An 18,069-nucleotide genomic window follows, 5' to 3' on the forward strand; every position below is an offset into this window, starting at 1 on the left:
TACCGATTAATCTAGACCTGGCATTCCCCCAAATCAGTAGACAAATAATGATGTCAAAACTGAAGAGGAGCCATGCAAATGCAACGAACGAAATATGCCGCCGAGTTCAAGTCCGAGGCGGTCAAACAAGTCATCGATAAAGGGCACCCAGTCGTCGATGTGGCCAAGCGGCTTGGAATTCCCGAGGGGGTTCTGTACAGCTGGGTCAACAAGTTCAAAAAGTCAGACGCACCCCAGTCAGGTGACCTCAAGGCGCTGCAAGCCGAGATGGTCAAGATCAAAGCTGAACTCAGGCGAACCATAGAGGAGCGCGACATCCTAAAAAAGGCCGCAGCGTACTTTGCCAAGCAGTCCGGGTGAAGTACGCGTTCATGCAGGCACACCATCGCCAGTTTCGTCTCACCAGCATGTGTCGCGTCCTGAAAGTGCACCGCAGCGGCTATTACGCCTGGCTGCGTGAGCCATTGTCAGCGCGGGCTAAAGCCAATGAAAAGTTGACCACGCAGATTCGGGAGTTTTATGAGCAAAGCATGGGCATCTATGGCTGAATCGCCCCGGGTTTTGAGGAGGCTCCACACTTTGAGAAGATGGAGCCATGAGCAAGAAATCGAACCGTTTTTCACCCGAAGTGCGCGAACGCGCTGTCCGCATGGTGCTCGAGCACCGTGGCGAGTACCCATCCCTTTGGGCCACCATTGAGTCCATTGCCCCCAAGATCGGGTGTGTGCCGCAAACCCTCAACGACTGGGTTCGCCAGCACGAGGTTGACGAAGGCATGCGCGATGGCGTCAGCTCTGATGAGCGCGCCCGCATCAAAGACCTCGAACGCGAAGTCAAGGAACTGCGCAAAGCCAACGAAATCCTCAAACTGGCGAGCGCTTTTTTTGCCCAGGCGGAGCTCGACCGCCGACTCAAGTCTTAAGGGACTTTGTTGATCAAAACCGTCACGCCTACGGGGTCGAGCCGATTTGCAACGTGCTGCAAATCGCCCCTTCTGGCTACAGGTGCCATGCTGCCCGCCAACGCAAGCCCGAGCTGCTTTGCGCCCGGACCAAACGCGATGAAGCCCTGATCCCGCAAATCCAAGCCGTCTGGCAGGCCAATATGCAGGTCTACGGCGCAGACAAGGTCTGGCACCAGATGAATCGTGAAGGAACCAAGGTGGCGCGCTGCACGGTCGAGCGGCTCATGAAGCGCATGGGATTGCACGGCGTTCGCCGGGGCAAGGTCGTGCAAACCACCGTCTCGGACAAAGCCGCGCCATGCCCGCTGGACCGGGTCAATCGCCAGTTCAAAGCAGAGCGTCCAAACCAACTGTGGGTGTCGGACTTCACCTATGTCAGCACCTGGCAGGGCTGGCAATACGTGGCCTTTGTGATCGACGTGTTTGCACGGCGCATCGTGGGCTGGCGGGTGAGCAGTTCGATGCGTACTGACTTTGTGTTGGATGCCCTGGAGCAAGCCTTGTTCGACAGACAACCTGAACGCTCAGATGCATTGATACATCACTCGGACAGGGGGTCTCAATATGTTTCCATTCTCTACACCGAACGCCTGGCCCAAGCTGGGATAGAGCCATCGGTGGGCAGCCGTGGCGACAGCTACGACAACGCGCTGGCCGAGACGATCAATGGGCTGTACAAGGCCGAATTGATACACCGCCGTGCACCCTGGAAAACCAAGGAGGCACTGGAACTGGCAACCCTGGAATGGGTGGCTTGGTTCAACCACCACCGACTGCTGAGCTCGATTGGGTATATTCCACCGGCTGAAGCTGAGGTGAACTACTACCGGCAGCTAGCCGGGAAGCACGAGACCGAGGTCTCAACTTAAACCAACTGGCCTCCACGAAACCCGGGGCGATTTAAACACGTGCCTATTTCCCAGTTGAAGGAATACCGACGTGACTGTTTCAGGCGGCTAACTCAAAAGGTGCTGTGGTGCCAAATCGACTGGTTTGATAAATGAGCGGTGGCTTGTTTTCTGAGAATCCACAGCGTTCCACTTCTCCCACGAAAATCACATGGTCGCCTTCCTCATATCGGCTGCGGTTGTGACATTCAAACCAGGCAAGTGCACCTTTCAAAATGGGCAAACCGACTTGGCCCAAGCTGTAATCAGTTTGGGCAAAACGGTCGCCCTTGCCCGATGCAAAACGTTGGCACAAAGTGAGCTGATCTGCTGCCAGAACATTCACCACGTAGTGTGTGCTTGCACGTAATGCTGGCAAGTTGCTGGAGTGCAGTCCGAGACTCCACAAGATCAAAGGCGGTGAGAGCGAGACGGAGTTGAATGAGCTGATGGTCATGCCCACAAAGTGGCTGCCTTGAGCATCACATTTGGCGTTGTCTGACGCAAACGCGGTGATGACGGCCACACCTGTCGCAAAACGCGACAAAGCTGTTTTGAAGTGTGGGGTTTCAAAGTCAGGCGCCCGCGGATGGATGGCAGTTGTCGTTCGGGTAAGAGAAATCATCGGCCTATTATCGATGAAGCCTTTTAACAGGGACAAACCCTTAAAAGCAGCCCCTTTCTTCGCTTGGGTGACAGCGTTTGCAAGCCTGCATGGCATCATCATTTGATACATCAAAACAAGGAGATACGCATGGTTCAACTCACACGCCATTACACCCGCCGCCCTGTTTTGGCTATGGCGGCTGCCATCTTGTTGTCGACCACGTCGGCAGTCTGGGCGCAAACCGCCTGGCCCAACAAACCGGTCAAGATCGTGGTGCCCTTTGCCCCCGGTGGCACCACCGACATCCTGGCTCGCGCCATCGCGCCGGACCTTGCCAAGGCCTTTGGCCAGCAGTTTGTGGTGGAGAACAAAGGCGGCGCTGGCGGCAACCTGGGGGCCGAACAAGTGGCCAAGTCGGCGGGCGATGGCTACACCCTGCTCATGGGCACGGTGGGCACGCACGGTATCAACCGCGCCCTGTACAGCAAGCTGCCCTATGACCCCTTCAAGGATTTTGTGCCGATCACCCTGGTGGCGGGCGTGCCCAACGTGATGGTGGTCAACGCCGAGAAAGCCGCCGCCAACAAAATCAACAACGTCAAGGATTTCATCCAGTACGCCAAGGCCAACCCCGGCAAGCTGAACATGGCCTCCAGCGGCAACGGCACCTCGATCCATCTGGCGGGTGAGTTGTTCAAGTCGCAAACCGGCACCTTCATGGCGCACATCCCATATCGTGGTTCCGGCCCCGCCTTGCTGGACTTGGCGGGCGGCAGCATGGATGTGATGTTCGACAACCTGCCCTCGGCCATGCAACTCATCAAGGCGGGCAAACTCAAGGCCCTGGCCGTGACCAGCAGCCAGCGCTCGGCCGCATTGCCTGACTTGCCGACCGTGGAAGAAGCGGGTGGCCTTAAAGGCTTTGAAGCCAGCAGCTGGTTCGGTTTGTTGGCCCCTGCCGGCACACCTGCCGATGTGGTCAGCCGCATCCAGCAAGAAGTCGCCAAGTCGCTCGCCACACCTGCGATGAAAGAGCGCCTGGCCACTTTGGGTGCGATCCCCAGCGGCAACACGCCCGCGCAATTTGCCGCGCTGATTGAGGCCGAACACAAGAAGTGGGCCGAGGTGGTCAAAGCCTCGGGTGCCAAGGTCGACTGATGGCCTGGTTTGAAGGCTTCGAGCGGCAAACGCGCACAGTGGCGGGCTTGCCTGTCTGCTTTCGGCAATCGGCTGATTGGGCGGCGCAATCTCATCTGCCCGTGCTGGTCTTGCTGCACGGCTTTCCGCAAACCCATGTCATGTGGCACCGCGTCGCGCAAAACCTGCGCGGCCGTTACCGCTTGGTGATGCCCGACTTGCGGGGCTATGGCGATTCGTCGCACGCCGTGGGCGACGCCGAGCATGCGCACTACAGCAAACGCGCCATGGCGCAAGAAGTGGTGGGTCTGCTCGATGCACTGGGTGTGGACGACTTCTTTTTGTGCGGTCACGACCGTGGCGGGCGCGTGGCGCACCGTCTGGCGCTGGACCATGCGTCGCGTGTGCACAAGTTGTGCGTGATCGACATCGCGCCGACGCTGGACATGTACAGCGGCCACTGGGGCAAAACGCCCGAGGTCTCTGGCACGGTGGCCGACCCGTACTTTGCCTTTGCGCAGGCCTATTACCACTGGTTCCACCTGACTCAACCCGCGCCCTTGCCCGAGTTCATGATCGGCGGCAACCCCAAGGCCTATCTGCACGCCAAGCTCGGCGGCTGGGGCAGCCAAAGCATGGGCTACATCGAGCCTGAAGCCTTGGCCGAATACGAGCGCGCTTTTTGCAACCCGGCACTCAACGACAAGGGCTGGCCCGCCGCCATCCACAGCGCGGCCGAAGACTACCGAGCCAGTGCAGGCATCGACCTGCAGCACGACCGTGAAAGCCGAGCGCGCGGCGACAAAATCGCTTGCGACACCTTGGTGTTGTGGGGTAGCCGGGGCGTGGTCAACCGCATGTTCAAACCGGTTGAGTTGTGGCAGGCGCAATGCGCGGGCCATGTGGCAGGTCAGGTCATGCCCTCCGGGCATTTCATCCCTGAAGAATTGCCCGAAGCCACCAGCGACGCGCTGACGCAGTGGATGGTGTGACGGCTTTTAGCCTCAAGCCCCGCAGCACTTCTTGTATTTCTTGCCGCTGCCGCAACTGCAAGCATCGTTGCGCCCGGGCGTGGCTTCCTTGATGACCTGGGTCACACGCGGGCCGATGTTGCGCCAGATTTCACGCAGGTCGTACACCGCCCACAGCGCTTCGCCGTAGGCATTCAGACGTTCCTCGCTCACGCTGGGTGGGCCGTCTTCAGACAGGGCGGACAGCGTGGGCACCGCGTCATCGTCTTCGGTCAGGGCCACGATGGCTTCGAGCGACAGGTCGTGCCACTTGGCGGCGTCCTTGTCCTTGGGTGTGGCCCACTCGTCAGGCCAGTTTTCCACTGCAAACATGAAGCCCAGCGCCCACACTTGCGCAAACGACGGGATCTCGCTGTCCTCGATTTCTTCGCGCTCTTCGGGTGGCAGCGACGCGATCGCGCCGCGCACGTCCATCACCTCGGGGGCATAGGCCTTGTCGTCGTCCAGTGCTTCCACCGGGGTGTCCAGCGCGAGCTTGATCTCGTCAAAACGGCGTTGCCACAAGGCCATGAACTGCTGACGCTGGGCTTCGTCGGCAAAGCTGCCGCCCTCGGGCTCGTCCGGATCAATACCCAGCAGCATGGGCAGCCATTCGCTGTCGGGAATGGCGCGGCGGCAACACACCAGTGCGGCCAGGAAGCCTTCGCAAAACTCCCACTGCGGCGTCTCTTCAAAGCGCTCGCGCAGGTCGTCGAGGATGTTGTCCAGGGTGTCAAAGTCTTCGGCTTCCAAGCCAGCGGAGGTGTTCATGGGGTGTTCCTTCAGAAATCAGACGGCATCAAACGCCGTCACGCAGGGGTTGAGGGTCACGCCGCAGCGCTCGAGGCGCTTTTTCATGCAGAGCACTTGCGCGTCTTTGCTGTGCAGAGCGGCGGTGTGTTGCACGGCCAGGTCGATGAATTTTTGGTCGTCGGCGTCTTTGCAGGCGTAGGGGGCTTTGGGCGCGTCGGGTTGCAGTTGGGCCCAGCGGTCAAAGTTGCCCAGCACGGCGCTGGCGGGCAGTTGGCGGTGCGTCAGGCGTTTGGCAATTTGTGGGTAGGCCAGCACGCGGGCCAGCTCTTCGCGCATGGCGGCGGTGGCCAGCCATTGCGTGCTGCCGCTCTCTAAGCTGGTGCGCAGGGCTTCGGCCTGGGGCTCGTCAAACACCCACAGGTCGAGCACGATGTTGGTGTCCAGCACGCGGCGCACCGGGGTGCTCACACTCGCACTCACACTCATGAGGCAGGCGTTCCGGCATCCCCTGTTTTGTCGGCAGAGGCGTCGCTCGGTGTGCGCTTCAAGCTGCCCTTGATCATGTCAAAGCGGAACAGGCGGCACTCGATGGGGCCGTTCCACATGGGTACGCGGCGCGATTCTTTGAGGCGCATTTTGCTGGGCAGCTTCAGGTCGGGCGTGAGCATCCAGGCGCTCCAGCCGCTGTAGTTTTTCTTCCAGTGGCTGGCCAGTTGGGCAAAAAAGTCGCTGCCGTCGTCGGTCTGGGCGGTTTCGCGGTGGTGGCTGGGGGCGGCGGCTCGGGTGCTTGAACGCGCATTGGCCAGTGCGCCCGGCTGGAAGCTGTCGCGCCCACGCCCGGCCACACCCGCTGCGGCAATGCGCTCGCCATAGGGCGGGTTGAGCAGCATGATGCCGGGCATCTCGCAAGGCGGCATGCGTTGCAGTGCATCCCCGCCCCGGAACTCGATCACGCCCGACACGCCTGCACGCTCGGCATTGCGCTCGGCAAAGTCAACCATGCGGAAGGCCACATCACTGCCAAAGATGGGGGCGGTGGGCTCGTGTTCGTGGTCGCGGGCTTCTTCGATCAGGCCTTGCCAGACGTGGTTCTGGAACGGCAGCAATTTCTCGAAGCCAAAGCGGCGCTGCAAACCAGGCGCGATGCCGCAGGCGATTTGCGCCGCTTCGATTGGGATGGTGCCGCTGCCGCAGCAGGGGTCGTACAGGGGTACGGTGGCGTCCCAGCCACTGGCCGCGATCATGGCGGCGGCCAGGGTTTCCTTCAAAGGCGCGTCGCCCTTGTCGGTGCGCCAACCGCGCTTGAACAGCGGCTCGCCTGAGGTGTCGATGTAGAGCGTGGCCGTTTCGGGCGTCAGGTGCGCGTAGATGCGCACGTCGGGCCAGCTGGTGTCCACGCTGGGGCGCTCGCCGCGTTTGGCGCGAAAACGGTCGGCCACCGCGTCCTTGATTTTGAGCGCGGCAAAGTTCAGGCTGGTCAGCGGGCTGTGCTGCGCGGTGATGTCGATCTTGAAAGTCTGTTTGGGCGTGAACCAGATTTCCCAGGCCACTTCGCTGGCGGCGTTGTACAGGTCGTTTTCGTTGCGGTAGTCGGTGACCGACAGCTGCACCAGCACGCGCTGGGTCAGGCGGCTGTGCAGGTTGATGCGCATGGCGTCGCGCCAGGACGCCCGGGCCATCACGCCGCCGCGGCCCGTGAGCAGGTCGTGGCCCGTCAGGCCCGTGATGGCGTGTACCTCGTCGGCCAAGAAGCCCTCAACGCCCGCGGCGCAAGGCATGAACAGGTTCAATGAATTCACTCAAATACTCTCAAAGGGTTTTGCGCAGGTTCGCAGGCGCGATCTTCAGGGCTTCGCGGTACTTGGCCACCGTGCGCCGGGCGCAGTCGATGCCTTGCTCTTTCAGCATCTCGGAAATCTGGTTGTCCGACAGCGGTTTGGCCGGTTTTTCGGCGGCCACAAACTGCTTGATGAGCGCCCGCACCGCGGTGCTGGACGCGGCGCTGCCGCTGTCGGTGCCCAGGCCCGAGCCGAAGAAATACTTCAGCTCAAAGGTGCCTTGCGGCGTGGCCATGTATTTGGCCGTGGTCACGCGGCTGATGGTGGACTCGTGCATGCCCAGCTCGTCAGCAATCTCGCGCAGCACCAGTGGGCGCATGGCCAGCTCGCCGTGCGTCAAGAAGTTTTTCTGACGCTCTACGATGGCGGTGGACACGCGCAAGATGGTGTCAAAGCGCTGCTGGATGTTCTTGATGAACCAGCGCGCTTCTTGCAGGCGCTGCTGCAGGCCCGCATGGTTGTCCCCCTTGCCGCCGCGCAAGGCGTTGGCATAGATGTCGTGCACGCGCAGCTTGGGCATCACGTCGGGGTTGAGCTGGATGCGGAATTTGGGCGTCGCCGTCTTGCTGGTGTTCACCACCAGCACGTCGGGGATGATGATGTTTTGCTCGGCCTGCACAAAGGGGCGGCCGGGTTTGGGCTCGAGCCGGGCGATGAAGGCGATGGCGGCTTTGACCACGGCTTCGCTCAGGCCACAGGCCACCGCCAGCCGTTTGAAGTCGCGCTTGGCCAGCATTTCCAGAGGGTGGGCGCAGATGGCCAGCGCCGCTTGGGCCACTTCATCATCCGGGTCGTCCTGCAGCCAGGCCTTGACCTGGATGCGCAGGCACTCGGCCAAGTCGCGTGCGCCCACGCCCACGGGTTCGAGCGACTGCAGCAAGCCCAGCGCCACGGTGAAGCGGTGCACCAGTTCGTCGATTTGCTCGAAGTCGTCTGTGCCTGCCAAGCTGGCAGCCAGTTCGGGCAGGGTGTCGATCAGGTAGCCGTCGTCGTTGAGCGATTCGATCAGAAAGCGCAGCGCGGCACGGTCTACTTCGGACAGGCGCAGCGACAAGGCCTGGCGGTGCAAAAAGTCGGTCAGGGACCCGCTGCTGCGGGCCAGGTCGATGGCGTCGGCGGTTTCTTCGCCGTTGTTTTGGCGCGGCGCGGCGTCGCCACCCCATTCGCTGTCGTCGGGACGCATGTCCACGCTGCCGTCGCCATCCCAGCTTTCGGCCACATCGGTCACCGCTTCGTCGCGGGTTTCGCTGGCGCTGTCGTCGCTGCTGCTCGATGTGCTGGCGCTTTCGCTCACCCGGTCGCCCAGGCTGACATGGGTGTCGGCCTGCTCCAGGCCAAAGGCTTCGGCAGGCGCTTCTTCTTCGGCGCGTTCCAAAAACGGGTTCTCGTCCAGCATCTGGTCGACTTCTTGCGACAGCTCCAAGGTGGACAGCTGCAGCAGGCGAATCGATTGTTGCAACTGGGGCGTGAGCGCCAGGTGCTGGGACATGCGCAGTGACAGGCCGGGCTTCATGGCTGCACTTTCAAAACGAGAACAGGGTTCGCTTGCATCACATCCTGAAGTGTTCGCCCAGATACACCCGGCGTACATCGGCGTTGGCCACGATCTCGTCGGGCGTGCCTTCGGCCAGCACACGGCCTTCGCTGATGATGTAAGCGTGGTCGCATATGCCCAGCGTCTCGCGCACATTGTGGTCGGTGATCAGCACACCAATGCCGCGCTGCTTGAGGAAGGCGATGATGCGTTGGATTTCGATGACGGCGATCGGGTCAATGCCGGCAAAAGGCTCGTCCAGCAGGATGAAGCGCGGGTCGGTGGCCAAGGCGCGGGCAATCTCCACGCGGCGGCGCTCGCCACCCGACAGCGCCACCGCTGGCGAGTCGCGCAGGTGGTCCACCCGCAAATCGTTCAGCAATTCGGTCAGGCGTTTTTCGATGTCGGCGGACGACAAGCCCCGACCTTGTGCATCGGTTTGCAGCTCCAAAATGGCGCGCACATTCTCGGCCACCGTCAACTTGCGGAAGATGGACGCCTCTTGCGGCAAATACGACAAGCCCATGCGCGAGCGCTTGTGGATGGGCATGCGGGTGACGTCTTCGCCGTCGATCAGGATCTGACCACCATCGGCTCGCACCAGGCCCACGATCATGTAAAACGAGGTGGTTTTGCCCGCACCATTGGGGCCGAGCAAGCCGACCACCTCGCCTTTGTCGACTTGCACCGACACGTCATGCACCACTTGGCGACTGCCATAGGCTTTTTGCAGGTGGCGCGCTTCCAGTCGGCTGGTGACCACAGCTTCGCTCATGGCTTGGTGCCCTCGGCCTGGCCAGGGCTGACCCGCAGGGCCGGGATTGCTGATGGCTGGGCTGGCGGCGTGGTGGCCGGGTTGTTTTTTCGGGGGGTCAGCACAGCGCGTACGCGTTGATCGCGGTTGTTTGTTGATTGCGTGCCCTTGGGCATACCGTCCACCGTCATCACTTCGGTGGTGTTGTTGAACACGATTTTCTGGCCAGTGAGTTGATCGGCCAGCACTGTCCCCCGCAAAATCCGAACTTCAGCCCGTTGCACCAAAGTGACCACGTCGGCTTGGCTGTCGTAAATCGCCATTTCGCCTTCACCTTCGGTGAATTCGTCCAGACCTTCGCGCTTTTGGCGGAAGAACACCCGCTCATTCGGCGCGGCCCAGATGTGGGCGATTTGCTGGCCGTCCTTGTCTTGTTGCACCTCCAAGCGTGCGCCGCGCAACACCATCGTGCCCTTGAAAGCGACCACTTGGCCTGAAAACTGGGTGATGCGTTTGTTCTCATCGTGGCGCATGGTGTCCGCCTCGATCAGCATGGGCTTGTCCCGATCGGCCTTTTCGGCCCAGGCGGGCAGGACAAGCAAGCTCAGCCCTGAGGCGAGCAGGCCGATGGTGCGGAGGGTTTTCATTGGGGGCATGAATCTTGCTGGTGGCGAATTTCGATTGTAGGCGCAAGCCATGTCGTATCGCGCCCCAGATATGCCCGTGGCGTAAAAAAACCCGCACAGCCTGGGCCTGGCGGGTTTTGCGCCGGACAAGCCCCTGCGGGGCAGCCCGATCACATTCACTTTTTCGCGGTCGGGGCGATGGCAGGGCTTGTGCGTGACTGGGCAATCAGCGACTCCGCCACCTTCAAGGCGCGGTCCATGCTGCCTGCCATGGTGCCATCGATGTAATAACGGCCCGCCACGCCCAAAGAGGGCACGCCTTCGACCTTGAATTCGTTTTGCAGCTGCACCGCCCGCTTGAGTTTGGTGGCCACGCCAAAGGATTTGTAGATGTCGTTGAACTTGGCTTTGTCCACGCCTTGCTTCTCAGCCCAGGCCAACACGCTGGCGTCGGTGTTCAGCATCAGCTTTTCCACATGGATCGCGGCAAACACCTTGGGGTGCAGCGTTTCCATCAGGTTCATGGCCTCGATCGTGAAAAACAGGCGCTGCTGGGGGGCAAAGTCGTCGCGGAAGGACACGGGGATGCGGCGCACCACCACGTCTTTCGGAGCGTTTTTTACCCATTGGGCGAAGCTGGGTTCAAAGGCGTTGCAGTGTGGGCAGCTGTACCAGAAGAACTCGATGACCTCGATCTTGCCCGCACCGGCTTCGGTGGCCACAGGGCGCTCCAGTGTCATGTAGTCTTTGCCGGACTTGAACAGGGCGGCCTGCGCCCAGGCCACGGGGGCGCTCAGCCAGGTGCTGGCGCTCAACAAGGCGGAAGAGAAGAGACGGCGTTTCATGGACAGGCTCCAAAAGGTAGGGGGCGGGTTCAGCGCTGAACCCGGACCAGGGTGTTTTCAATGCCGCTGCCTTCCAGGCGGGCGCGGATGCGTTCGGCGGCGGCTTTGTCTGCAAAGGGCCCCAAGCGTACGCGATACACCGTGCGTCCGGCTTGATCCCGCTCAGAAACCTTGGCGTCCAGACCCATTAAGGCCAGCTTGGCTTTTTGGGCGTCGGCATCGCTGCTGGTTCTATAGGCCCCCACCTGAATCACGTAGTCAAAGGGGTCGGCCGCATTCGCCGGCGCAGCGGGGGTGCTCAAGCCTGATTTGGACTTGGCCAAATCGCCCAGCGGATCGGCGGTGACGGCTGGGCGTGGTTCGGCTTTGGGTGCTTCTGCGGCGCTTTTGCCCGCTGTGCCCGAAGCGGATTTGTCGGTGGCCACGTCAGCCGGGGGCGCACTGGGCGCGGCCGGGGCTTCGGCGGGTGGTTTGGGTTGGAACACGCTGTTGGGGTTCCAGTCCTTGTTCTTCTCCGTTTCCTGCACGTTTTGGTCGTTGGTGCGAGGCTGGTTTTTGTTGGAAAACGGCGTGGGCACCTTGGTCACATAAATGGCCACGGCCAGGGCCACACCCAGACCCAGCACCAGACCGATGATGAAGCCCAGAAAAGTACCGCCGCGTTGGCTGTGGCGTTGCATGACCCATTCCTTCACATTTTTTGCGGGGCTGACACGCCCAGCACTTTCAAGCCATTGCGCAGCACCTGCGCGGTGGCCGCGACCAGCGCCAGACGCGCTTGTTTGACCGCGTCGTCGTCCACCAGAATGCGCTCTGCGTCGTAGTAGCTGTGGTAAAGCGAAGCCAGGTCGCGCAAATAGAAGGTCACGTCGTGCGGCGCGAAGTCGTTGGCCGCAGACGTCAGCATCTCGGGGTACTTGGCCAGGGCCAGCATCAGCGCGTGGGCCTGCGGGCTTTGCAGTGGCGACAGGTCGGCTTTGGCCAAGCTGGCCGCATCGCCACCCCAAGCCGCCAGCACCGAGCAGATGCGCGCATGCGCGTACTGCACGTAATACACCGGGTTGTCGTTGTTCTGGGCCAGCGCCAAGTCGATGTCGAAGATGTATTCGGTGTCGGGCTTGCGCGAGAGCAGGAAAAAGCGCACCGCGTCCTTGCTGGTCCACTCGATCAAATCGCGCAGCGTGACGTAGCTGCCTGCACGCTTGGAGATCTTGACCTCTTCGCCCCCGCGCATCACGCGCACCATGGTGTGTAGTACGTAGTCGGGGTAGCCCTCAGGGATGCCCACGCCCGCCGCCTGCAGGCCCGCACGCACACGGGCAATGGTGCCGTGGTGGTCGGTGCCCTGGATGTTCACCACGCGGGTGAAGCCGCGCTCCCACTTGGTGATGTGGTAGGCCACATCGGGCACAAAGTAGGTGTAGCTGCCGTCGCCCTTGCGCATGACGCGGTCTTTGTCGTCACCGTAGTCGGTGGACTTGAGCCACAAGGCGCCGTCGTGTTCGTAGGTTTTGCCGGCATCGCGCAGCTTTTGCACGGCCGCATCCACCTTGCCGCTGGTGTAGAGGCTCGACTCCAGGTAATAGTTGTCGAACTGCACGTCAAAGGCCTTGAGGTCCAGGTCTTGCTCGCGCCGCAGGTAGGCCACCGCAAACAGGCGCATGCCGTCGAGGTCATTCACATCGCCGCTGCCGGTGAATTCGCGGTCATCCGACTTGACGGTCTTTTGGGCCATGAAGTCGCCCGCGATGTCCTGGATGTAATCGCCGTTGTAGGCGGCCTCGGGCCACTCGGCGTCCCCCGGTTTGAAGCCCTTGGCCCGCAGCTGGGTGGAGTTGGCCAGCGTGCTGATCTGCACGCCCGCGTCGTTGTAATAGAACTCGCGGTAGACCTGCTGGCCTTGTGTGGCCAGCAAATTGCAAATCGCGTCGCCCAAGGCCGCTTGGCGGCCGTGGCCCACATGCAAGGGGCCTGTGGGGTTGGCCGACACAAACTCGACCAGCACTTTGTTGGGTTGGGCAGGCTGATCGCCAAAGCATTCGGCCGCTTGCAGCACTTCGTGCACCACAGCCTGTTTGGCCGCGTCTTTCAGACGGATGTTGATGAAGCCGGGCCCGGCGATCTCGATGGCGTCGACCCAGCGCTCGAAAGCGGGGGTGGCCAGCAAGGCGCTGCGCAAGGTTTCGGACAGTTGCCGGGGGTTTTGCTTGAGGGCTTTGGCCAGCTGCATCGCAGCGGTGCAGGCCAGGTCGCCATGGGCCGCCACTTTGGGCGATTCGAAGGCCGCACGCGCACCCGCGCCGGTTTGGAGTTTTTCAAGCTCGGCGGCCAGGGCCGTGAGCAAATGTTGTTTGGCAGAAAGCATAGGGCGCGATTTTACGGCTTGGGCCCCAAGGCGCTGTGCGTCGGTCCGGTCGCCGTGGCTTTCGGGCTCAGTGATGGGACGTTTGCCAGTAACCAGGCTGGGTGTAGTGGTGTTTGAGGTGGTCGATCCACAAGCGCACGCGCAGCGGCAGGTGCTTGCGCTGAGGGAAAACCACAAAAATTCCGTTGGGTGGCGCCGCAAACTCTTCCAGCACCGCCACCAATTGGCCCGAGCGGATTTCGCTCTCGACTTCCCAGGTGCTGCGCCAGGCGATGCCGTAACCGGCCAGGCACCAGTCGTGCAGCACTTGGCCGTCCGAGCAGTCGAGCGGCCCGCCCGGGCGCAGGTGCACCACGTCCTGACCACCGTCTGCCGGGTTGCGAAAAGCCCAGCCCCGGGTTTGCGAGGCGTCGCTCGACAAGGTCAGGCAGTCGTGCTGCAGCAAGTCAGACGGTTGTTGTGGCGTGCCGCGCCGCGCCAGATAAGCCGGGGTGGCCACGCACAGGCGGCGGTTGTCGGCCATGCGTACGCTCACCAGCGAGCTGTCGGGCAGGTCGCCCACGCGCACGGCGCAGTCAAAGCCCTCGGCCGCCAGGTCCACCACCCGGTCGCTCAGGTTGAGCGAAATCGTCACATCGGGGTGCAGTTCGCGAAAGCGCGGCACCAGCGGGGCCACATGGCGGCGGCCAAACCCGGCCGGTGCGGTGATGCGCAAATGCCCACTGGCCTTGACGCCGCCCGCCGACACACTGGCTTCGGCATTGGCCACATCCGAGAGCAGGCGCTGGCAATCTTCCAGGAAAGCGCTGCCTTCGTGGGTCAGGGTGATGCGCCGGGTGGTGCGCACCAGCAGCTTCACGCCCAGGCTTTCCTCCAGCGCATCGAGCCTGCGGCCAATGATGGCCGGGGCCACGCCCTCGGCCCGGGCCGCAGCGGTCAGGCTGCCCTTGGTGGCAACCGAGACAAAGGTTTCGAAGGCTTTGAGCTTGTCCATGCGACCCGATTATGCGGGTTCAAGGTTGCAATGCCGCCGCCGCGATGGGTGATTGATGTGCGAGGATGCTTGTATCAAGCCCAGCCCTTGGGCAAGCCCGCCTCGGGCGTCATGCCATACAGCGGCTCGCCTGGCAGCCCGGCTCTCAAAGGCTCGCGTGCGGCCATGAGCCGGTTTAGGTCGATACCGGTCGACACACCCATGGCCTCGAACATGAACACCAGGTCTTCGGTCACCACATTGCCTGAAGCACCCGGCGCATAAGGGCAGCCACCCAGGCCGCCCAGAGAACTGTCGAAGGTGCGCACGCCCGCCTCGTAAGCGGCCAGGCAATTGGCCAAGCCCAAGCCCCGGGTGTTGTGCATGTGGGCCGCGCCTGTGAGCGGGCCGATCTCCTGAAACATGCGCTTGAACAGCCGACTCACCTGGGCCGGGTTACCCATGCCGGTGGTGTCCGACAGGCCGATCTCGTTCACCCCCGCTTGCGCCAGTTGCGCCGCCAAACGCAGCACATCGTCCTCGGGCACCGCGCCTTGCAGCGTGCAGCCAAAGGCGGTGGACATGCCCACTTCTACCGGCACGCCGGGCGCGATCTCGTCGCGCAGCCGCAAGACGGCCCGCACCTCGTCGACCATGGCTTCGGGCGTCTTGCGCACATTGGCCAGGGAGTGCGCGGGGCTGGCCGACACAGGCAGGGTGAGCTTTTGCGCGCCGGCCTGCAGCGCAGCTTGGGCGCCGCGCAGATTGGGCACCAGCGCCATCACACGCACACCCGTGTGGCGCAGGGCATGCCGCACCACCTGTGCGGCATCGGCCATTTGGGGCAAGAGCTGGGCAGGCACAAACGAGGCCACTTCGATTTCGCGCAGGCCGGCTGCGGCCAGCGCGTCGATCCAGCGCAGCTTGTCTGCGGTGGGCATGGTGGCCTTGACCGATTGCAGGCCATCGCGCGGGCCCACTTCACTGATCAGGACGGCTGGAGGGTCAATGCGGGTCATGACAGGATTAGACAACAGCTGATTTGTGCGGAAAAGTCATGGGTTTATGGCATTTGAACGGGTTTATCTGCATACAAACTTAGAATAAAGTCCTTTCACGTCAGATCGAGGCTCTGTGGTGACCACGCCATGAGCGACATTCCTTCCGTTTTTCAACATCCTTTCGAGGCTTCCATGACTGCACGCACCGCGATCCACAATCTGCAAGTGGCCAATCCCTTGCTGAGTTTCATCAATGACCAGATGCTGCCCGCCACTGGCGTGGACCAGGACAAGTTCTGGAAGGGCTTCAACGACATCGTGACCGACCTGGCCCCGAAAAATATTGCCCTGCTGGCCGAGCGTGACCGCATCCAGACCGCCATGGACGAGTGGCATACCGCCAACCCCGGCCCGGTGCTTGAGGGCAAGGCCATGAAGGCCTACCGCAAATACCTGAGCCAGATCGGCTATCTGGTGCCCGAGCCCAAGAATGCGCAGGCCACCACTGCCAACGTGGACGCCGAGCTGGCCAAGCTGGCCGGTCCCCAGCTGGTGGTGCCGATCCTGAACGCCCGTTACGCCCTGAATGCCGCCAACGCCCGTTGGGGTTCTTTGTACGACGCGCTGTACGGCACCGACGCGATCAGCGAAGCCGATGGCTGCGAAAAAGGCTCGGGCTACAACCCGAAGCGCGGCGCCAAAGTCATCGACTACTGCCGCAACGTGCTCGACCGTACGGCACCCCTGAAGACCGGCTCGCACGTGGGCAGCAAGGGCTACGCCGTCAAGGCAGGCAAACTGGTGGTGACCCTGGCCAATGGCAAAAACACCAGCTTGGCGAATGACAAGCAGTTTGTGGGCTACACCGGTGATGCCAAGGCCCCGGCTTCTGTGCTGTTCGTGCACAACGGCCTGCACCTGGACCTGCAGATCAACAAGAGCACCCCCATCGGCAAGACCGACCCGGCTGGCGTGTCCGACCTGATCGCTGAAAGCGCTTTGTCCACCATCCTGGATCTTGAAGACTCGGTGGCCGCTGTGGACGCTGAAGACAAAGTCTTGGCCTATGCCAACTGGCTGGGCATTTTGCAAGGCACTTTGAGCGAAGAAGTGCAAAAGGGCGGCAAGACCTTCACCCGCACCATGAACGGTGACCGCGAGTACACCAAACCCACAGGCAAGGGCACTGTCAAATTGCACGGCCGCTCGCTCATGTTTGTGCGCAACGTCGGTCACCTGATGACCAACCCCGCCATCCTCTACAAAGCCGCCGATGGCAGCATGAAAGAGATCCCCGAGGGCATCATGGACGCGATGATCACCGTGACCTGCGCCCTGGTGGACTTGCAGAAAAAGTCCTCGCACCCGCTGCGCAACAGCCGCACCGGCAGCGTCTACATCGTCAAGCCCAAGATGCACGGCCCGGCCGAAGTGGCCTTTGCCGACGAGCTGTTTGGCCGTGTCGAAAAAGTCATCGGCATGAAGCCCTCCACCGTCAAGCTGGGCATCATGGACGAAGAGCGCCGCACCAGCGCCAACCTCAAGGCCTGCATCGCCGCAGCCAAGAGCCGCGTGGCCTTCATCAACACCGGCTTCCTGGACCGCACGGGCGACGAGATGCACACCTGCATGCTGGCCGGCCCCGTCATGCGCAAGGGCGACATCAAGAACAGCGTCTGGCTGGCCGCTTACGAAAAGAACAACGTCAACGTGGGCCTGGCCTGCGGTCTGCGTGGTCGCGCCCAGATCGGCAAAGGCATGTGGGCCATGCCCGACCTGATGGCCGACATGCTCAAGGCCAAGATCGGTCACCCCATGGCCGGTGCCAACACCGCCTGGGTGCCCAGCCCCACCGCCGCCACGCTGCACGCCATGCACTACCACCAGGTGGATGTGCCCGCCCTGCAAAAGCAGATGGAAAAGGCTGTGGCAAAGCAAGACCCGAAACAATTGCGCGAAGACACGCTCAACGCTTTGTTGCAGTTCCCTGTAGTCGCCAAAGACGCCGCCAACTGGTCGGAAGAAGACAAGCAAAAAGAACTCGACAACAACGCCCAAGGCATCCTGGGTTATGTGGTGCGCTGGGTCGACCAAGGCGTGGGCTGCTCCAAGGTGCCTGACATCAACGGTGTGGGCCTGATGGAAGACCGCGCTACGCTGCGCATTTCCAGCCAGCACATGGCCAACTGGTTGCACCACGGCGTGGTGACCGAAAAGCAGGTCAAGCAAACCATGGAGCGCATGGCCGCTGTGGTCGACGCGCAAAACGCGGGCGACGCGGCTTACCAGCCCATGGCCGGCAACTTCGCCAAGTCGGCGGCTTACAAAGCCGCTTGCGACCTGGTCTTCAAAGGCAAGGCGCAACCAAGCGGTTACACCGAGCCCCTGCTGCACGCCTGGCGTTTGAAGGTCAAGGCGGCCTGATTTCGGGCAGGTCTGGTACTTGAAAAAACGGCTCCTTCGGGAGCCGTTTTGCTGTGGGTCATGCGTTGCTGCACCCGTCATCCCTGAAAATAGAGGTTTTCAGGAGGGCGCGATGCGCTGGATTGACCGGATTCCGATGCTCTGGCTGGTGGCCATTGCCGTCTATTTGGCTGGGGCGCCATTTGTGCCTGAGCCGCATTTGGTCGAGAAGTGGCGCATGCTCACCGAGGGCACTTTGAGCAAGCCCATCGATATCTTTGATTTTTTCCTGCACAACGCACCCATGGTGGTGCTGGCCATTCGCCTGTGGCGTGACGCGCAGCGCCGCCGCCAGGGCAACAACTGAGATTT

The 18,069-nt window shown here is 61.9% G+C and carries 19 protein-coding genes and 1 other annotated feature; of the genes, 7 read left to right on the forward strand and 12 right to left on the reverse strand.

What is annotated here, in order from left to right; genetic code table 11:
- The first annotated feature begins 78 nt into the window (after window positions 1-78).
- From ACHEXL_RS00720 to ACHEXL_RS00730, 3 genes are all read left to right on the forward strand, one after another.
- Window positions 79-360: a transposase gene (locus ACHEXL_RS00720; RefSeq protein ID WP_416560161.1), complete on the forward strand. Its 282-nt coding sequence runs from the start codon at window positions 79-81 to the stop codon at window positions 358-360.
- 47 nt (window positions 361-407) lie between these two features.
- A complete protein-coding gene (locus tag ACHEXL_RS00725; protein ID WP_416560162.1) occupies window positions 408-548 on the forward strand; it encodes a hypothetical protein in 141 nt (46 codons plus the stop codon).
- Between the two features lie 47 nt (window positions 549-595).
- A protein-coding gene (locus ACHEXL_RS00730) for an IS3 family transposase (RefSeq protein WP_416558777.1) occupies window positions 596-1,833 on the forward strand; the annotation gives its coding sequence in 2 pieces (ribosomal slippage) (window positions 596-887 and window positions 887-1,833; 1,239 coding nt in all).
- Window positions 877-993 (forward strand) — a sequence feature (AL1L pseudoknot). Its footprint overlaps the gene before it by 117 nt.
- Before the next feature lie 79 nt (window positions 1,834-1,912).
- Here ACHEXL_RS00730 and ACHEXL_RS00735 read toward each other — a convergent pair.
- Window positions 1,913-2,476 (reverse strand): flavin reductase family protein, encoded by a 564-nt coding sequence (locus tag ACHEXL_RS00735; protein WP_416561287.1) that lies wholly within the window; start codon window positions 2,474-2,476, stop codon window positions 1,913-1,915.
- 129 nt (window positions 2,477-2,605) lie between these two features.
- Here ACHEXL_RS00735 and ACHEXL_RS00740 point away from each other — a divergent pair, with 129 nt between their 5' ends.
- Both ACHEXL_RS00740 and ACHEXL_RS00745 read left to right on the forward strand, forming a co-directional pair.
- Window positions 2,606-3,616 carry a Bug family tripartite tricarboxylate transporter substrate binding protein gene (locus tag ACHEXL_RS00740; protein WP_416560163.1) on the forward strand — a complete coding sequence of 337 codons (1,011 nt, stop codon included), beginning with the start codon at window positions 2,606-2,608 and terminating at the stop codon, window positions 3,614-3,616.
- Window positions 3,616-4,587: an alpha/beta fold hydrolase gene (locus ACHEXL_RS00745; RefSeq protein WP_416560164.1), complete on the forward strand. Its 972-nt coding sequence runs from the start codon at window positions 3,616-3,618 to the stop codon at window positions 4,585-4,587. The genes ACHEXL_RS00740 and ACHEXL_RS00745 overlap by 1 nt, the downstream gene beginning before the upstream one ends.
- Before the next feature lie 12 nt (window positions 4,588-4,599).
- On the opposite strand, the gene ACHEXL_RS00750 is transcribed toward ACHEXL_RS00745, so the two are convergent.
- The 11 genes from ACHEXL_RS00750 to ACHEXL_RS00800 form a co-directional block, all read right to left on the reverse strand.
- Window positions 4,600-5,376: a UPF0149 family protein gene (locus tag ACHEXL_RS00750; RefSeq protein WP_416560165.1), complete on the reverse strand. Its 777-nt coding sequence runs from the start codon at window positions 5,374-5,376 to the stop codon at window positions 4,600-4,602.
- A gap of 18 nt (window positions 5,377-5,394) precedes the next feature.
- The gene (locus ACHEXL_RS00755) at window positions 5,395-5,844 is read right to left on the reverse strand and encodes a PIN domain-containing protein (protein WP_416560166.1); all 450 of its coding nucleotides are present in this window, start codon (window positions 5,842-5,844) and stop codon (window positions 5,395-5,397) included.
- Entirely contained in the window at window positions 5,841-7,157 is a 1,317-nt protein-coding gene (locus tag ACHEXL_RS00760; RefSeq protein WP_416560167.1) for a THUMP domain-containing class I SAM-dependent RNA methyltransferase, read from the reverse strand. Before ACHEXL_RS00760 ends, ACHEXL_RS00755 begins: the two co-directional genes overlap by 4 nt.
- 10 nt (window positions 7,158-7,167) lie before the next feature.
- Window positions 7,168-8,709, reverse strand: a complete 1,542-nt coding sequence (locus ACHEXL_RS00765; RefSeq protein WP_416560168.1) for an RNA polymerase factor sigma-54 — start codon at window positions 8,707-8,709, stop codon at window positions 7,168-7,170.
- Between the two features lie 37 nt (window positions 8,710-8,746).
- Window positions 8,747-9,505 (reverse strand): LPS export ABC transporter ATP-binding protein, encoded by a 759-nt coding sequence (gene lptB / locus ACHEXL_RS00770; protein ID WP_416560169.1) that lies wholly within the window; start codon window positions 9,503-9,505, stop codon window positions 8,747-8,749.
- Window positions 9,502-10,131, reverse strand: a complete 630-nt coding sequence (gene lptA, locus ACHEXL_RS00775; RefSeq protein ID WP_416560170.1) for a lipopolysaccharide transport periplasmic protein LptA — start codon at window positions 10,129-10,131, stop codon at window positions 9,502-9,504. Before lptA ends, lptB begins: the two co-directional genes overlap by 4 nt.
- Window positions 10,132-10,286: 155 nt before the next feature.
- Window positions 10,287-10,955, reverse strand: coding sequence for a thiol:disulfide interchange protein DsbA/DsbL (locus tag ACHEXL_RS00780; RefSeq protein ID WP_416560171.1), 669 nt, complete (start codon window positions 10,953-10,955; stop codon window positions 10,287-10,289).
- A 29-nt stretch (window positions 10,956-10,984) separates the two neighbouring features.
- On the reverse strand, window positions 10,985-11,635 hold the full coding sequence (locus tag ACHEXL_RS00785; protein WP_416560172.1) for an SPOR domain-containing protein: 651 nt from the start codon (window positions 11,633-11,635) through the stop codon (window positions 10,985-10,987).
- Between the two features lie 11 nt (window positions 11,636-11,646).
- Window positions 11,647-13,320, reverse strand: coding sequence for an arginine--tRNA ligase (gene argS, locus ACHEXL_RS00790; RefSeq protein WP_416560173.1), 1,674 nt, complete (start codon window positions 13,318-13,320; stop codon window positions 11,647-11,649).
- Between the two features lie 67 nt (window positions 13,321-13,387).
- On the reverse strand, window positions 13,388-14,314 hold the full coding sequence (locus ACHEXL_RS00795; RefSeq protein ID WP_416560174.1) for a LysR family transcriptional regulator: 927 nt from the start codon (window positions 14,312-14,314) through the stop codon (window positions 13,388-13,390).
- Window positions 14,315-14,388: 74 nt separating this feature from the next.
- Window positions 14,389-15,312 (reverse strand): hydroxymethylglutaryl-CoA lyase, encoded by a 924-nt coding sequence (locus ACHEXL_RS00800; RefSeq protein WP_416560175.1) that lies wholly within the window; start codon window positions 15,310-15,312, stop codon window positions 14,389-14,391.
- Between the two features lie 174 nt (window positions 15,313-15,486).
- Here ACHEXL_RS00800 and ACHEXL_RS00805 point away from each other — a divergent pair, with 174 nt between their 5' ends.
- Entirely contained in the window at window positions 15,487-17,718 is a 2,232-nt protein-coding gene (locus ACHEXL_RS00805) for a malate synthase G (RefSeq protein WP_416560176.1), read from the forward strand.
- Between the two features lie 112 nt (window positions 17,719-17,830).
- Complete coding sequence (locus ACHEXL_RS00810; RefSeq protein ID WP_416560177.1) at window positions 17,831-18,064, forward strand: hypothetical protein; 234 nt, start codon at window positions 17,831-17,833, stop codon at window positions 18,062-18,064.
- The last annotated feature ends 5 nt before the right edge of the window (window positions 18,065-18,069 follow it).

The sequence above is a fragment of the Limnohabitans sp. YIMB22184 genome (genome assembly GCF_048020265.1).
Lineage (GTDB): Bacteria > Pseudomonadota > Gammaproteobacteria > Burkholderiales > Burkholderiaceae_C > Limnohabitans_A.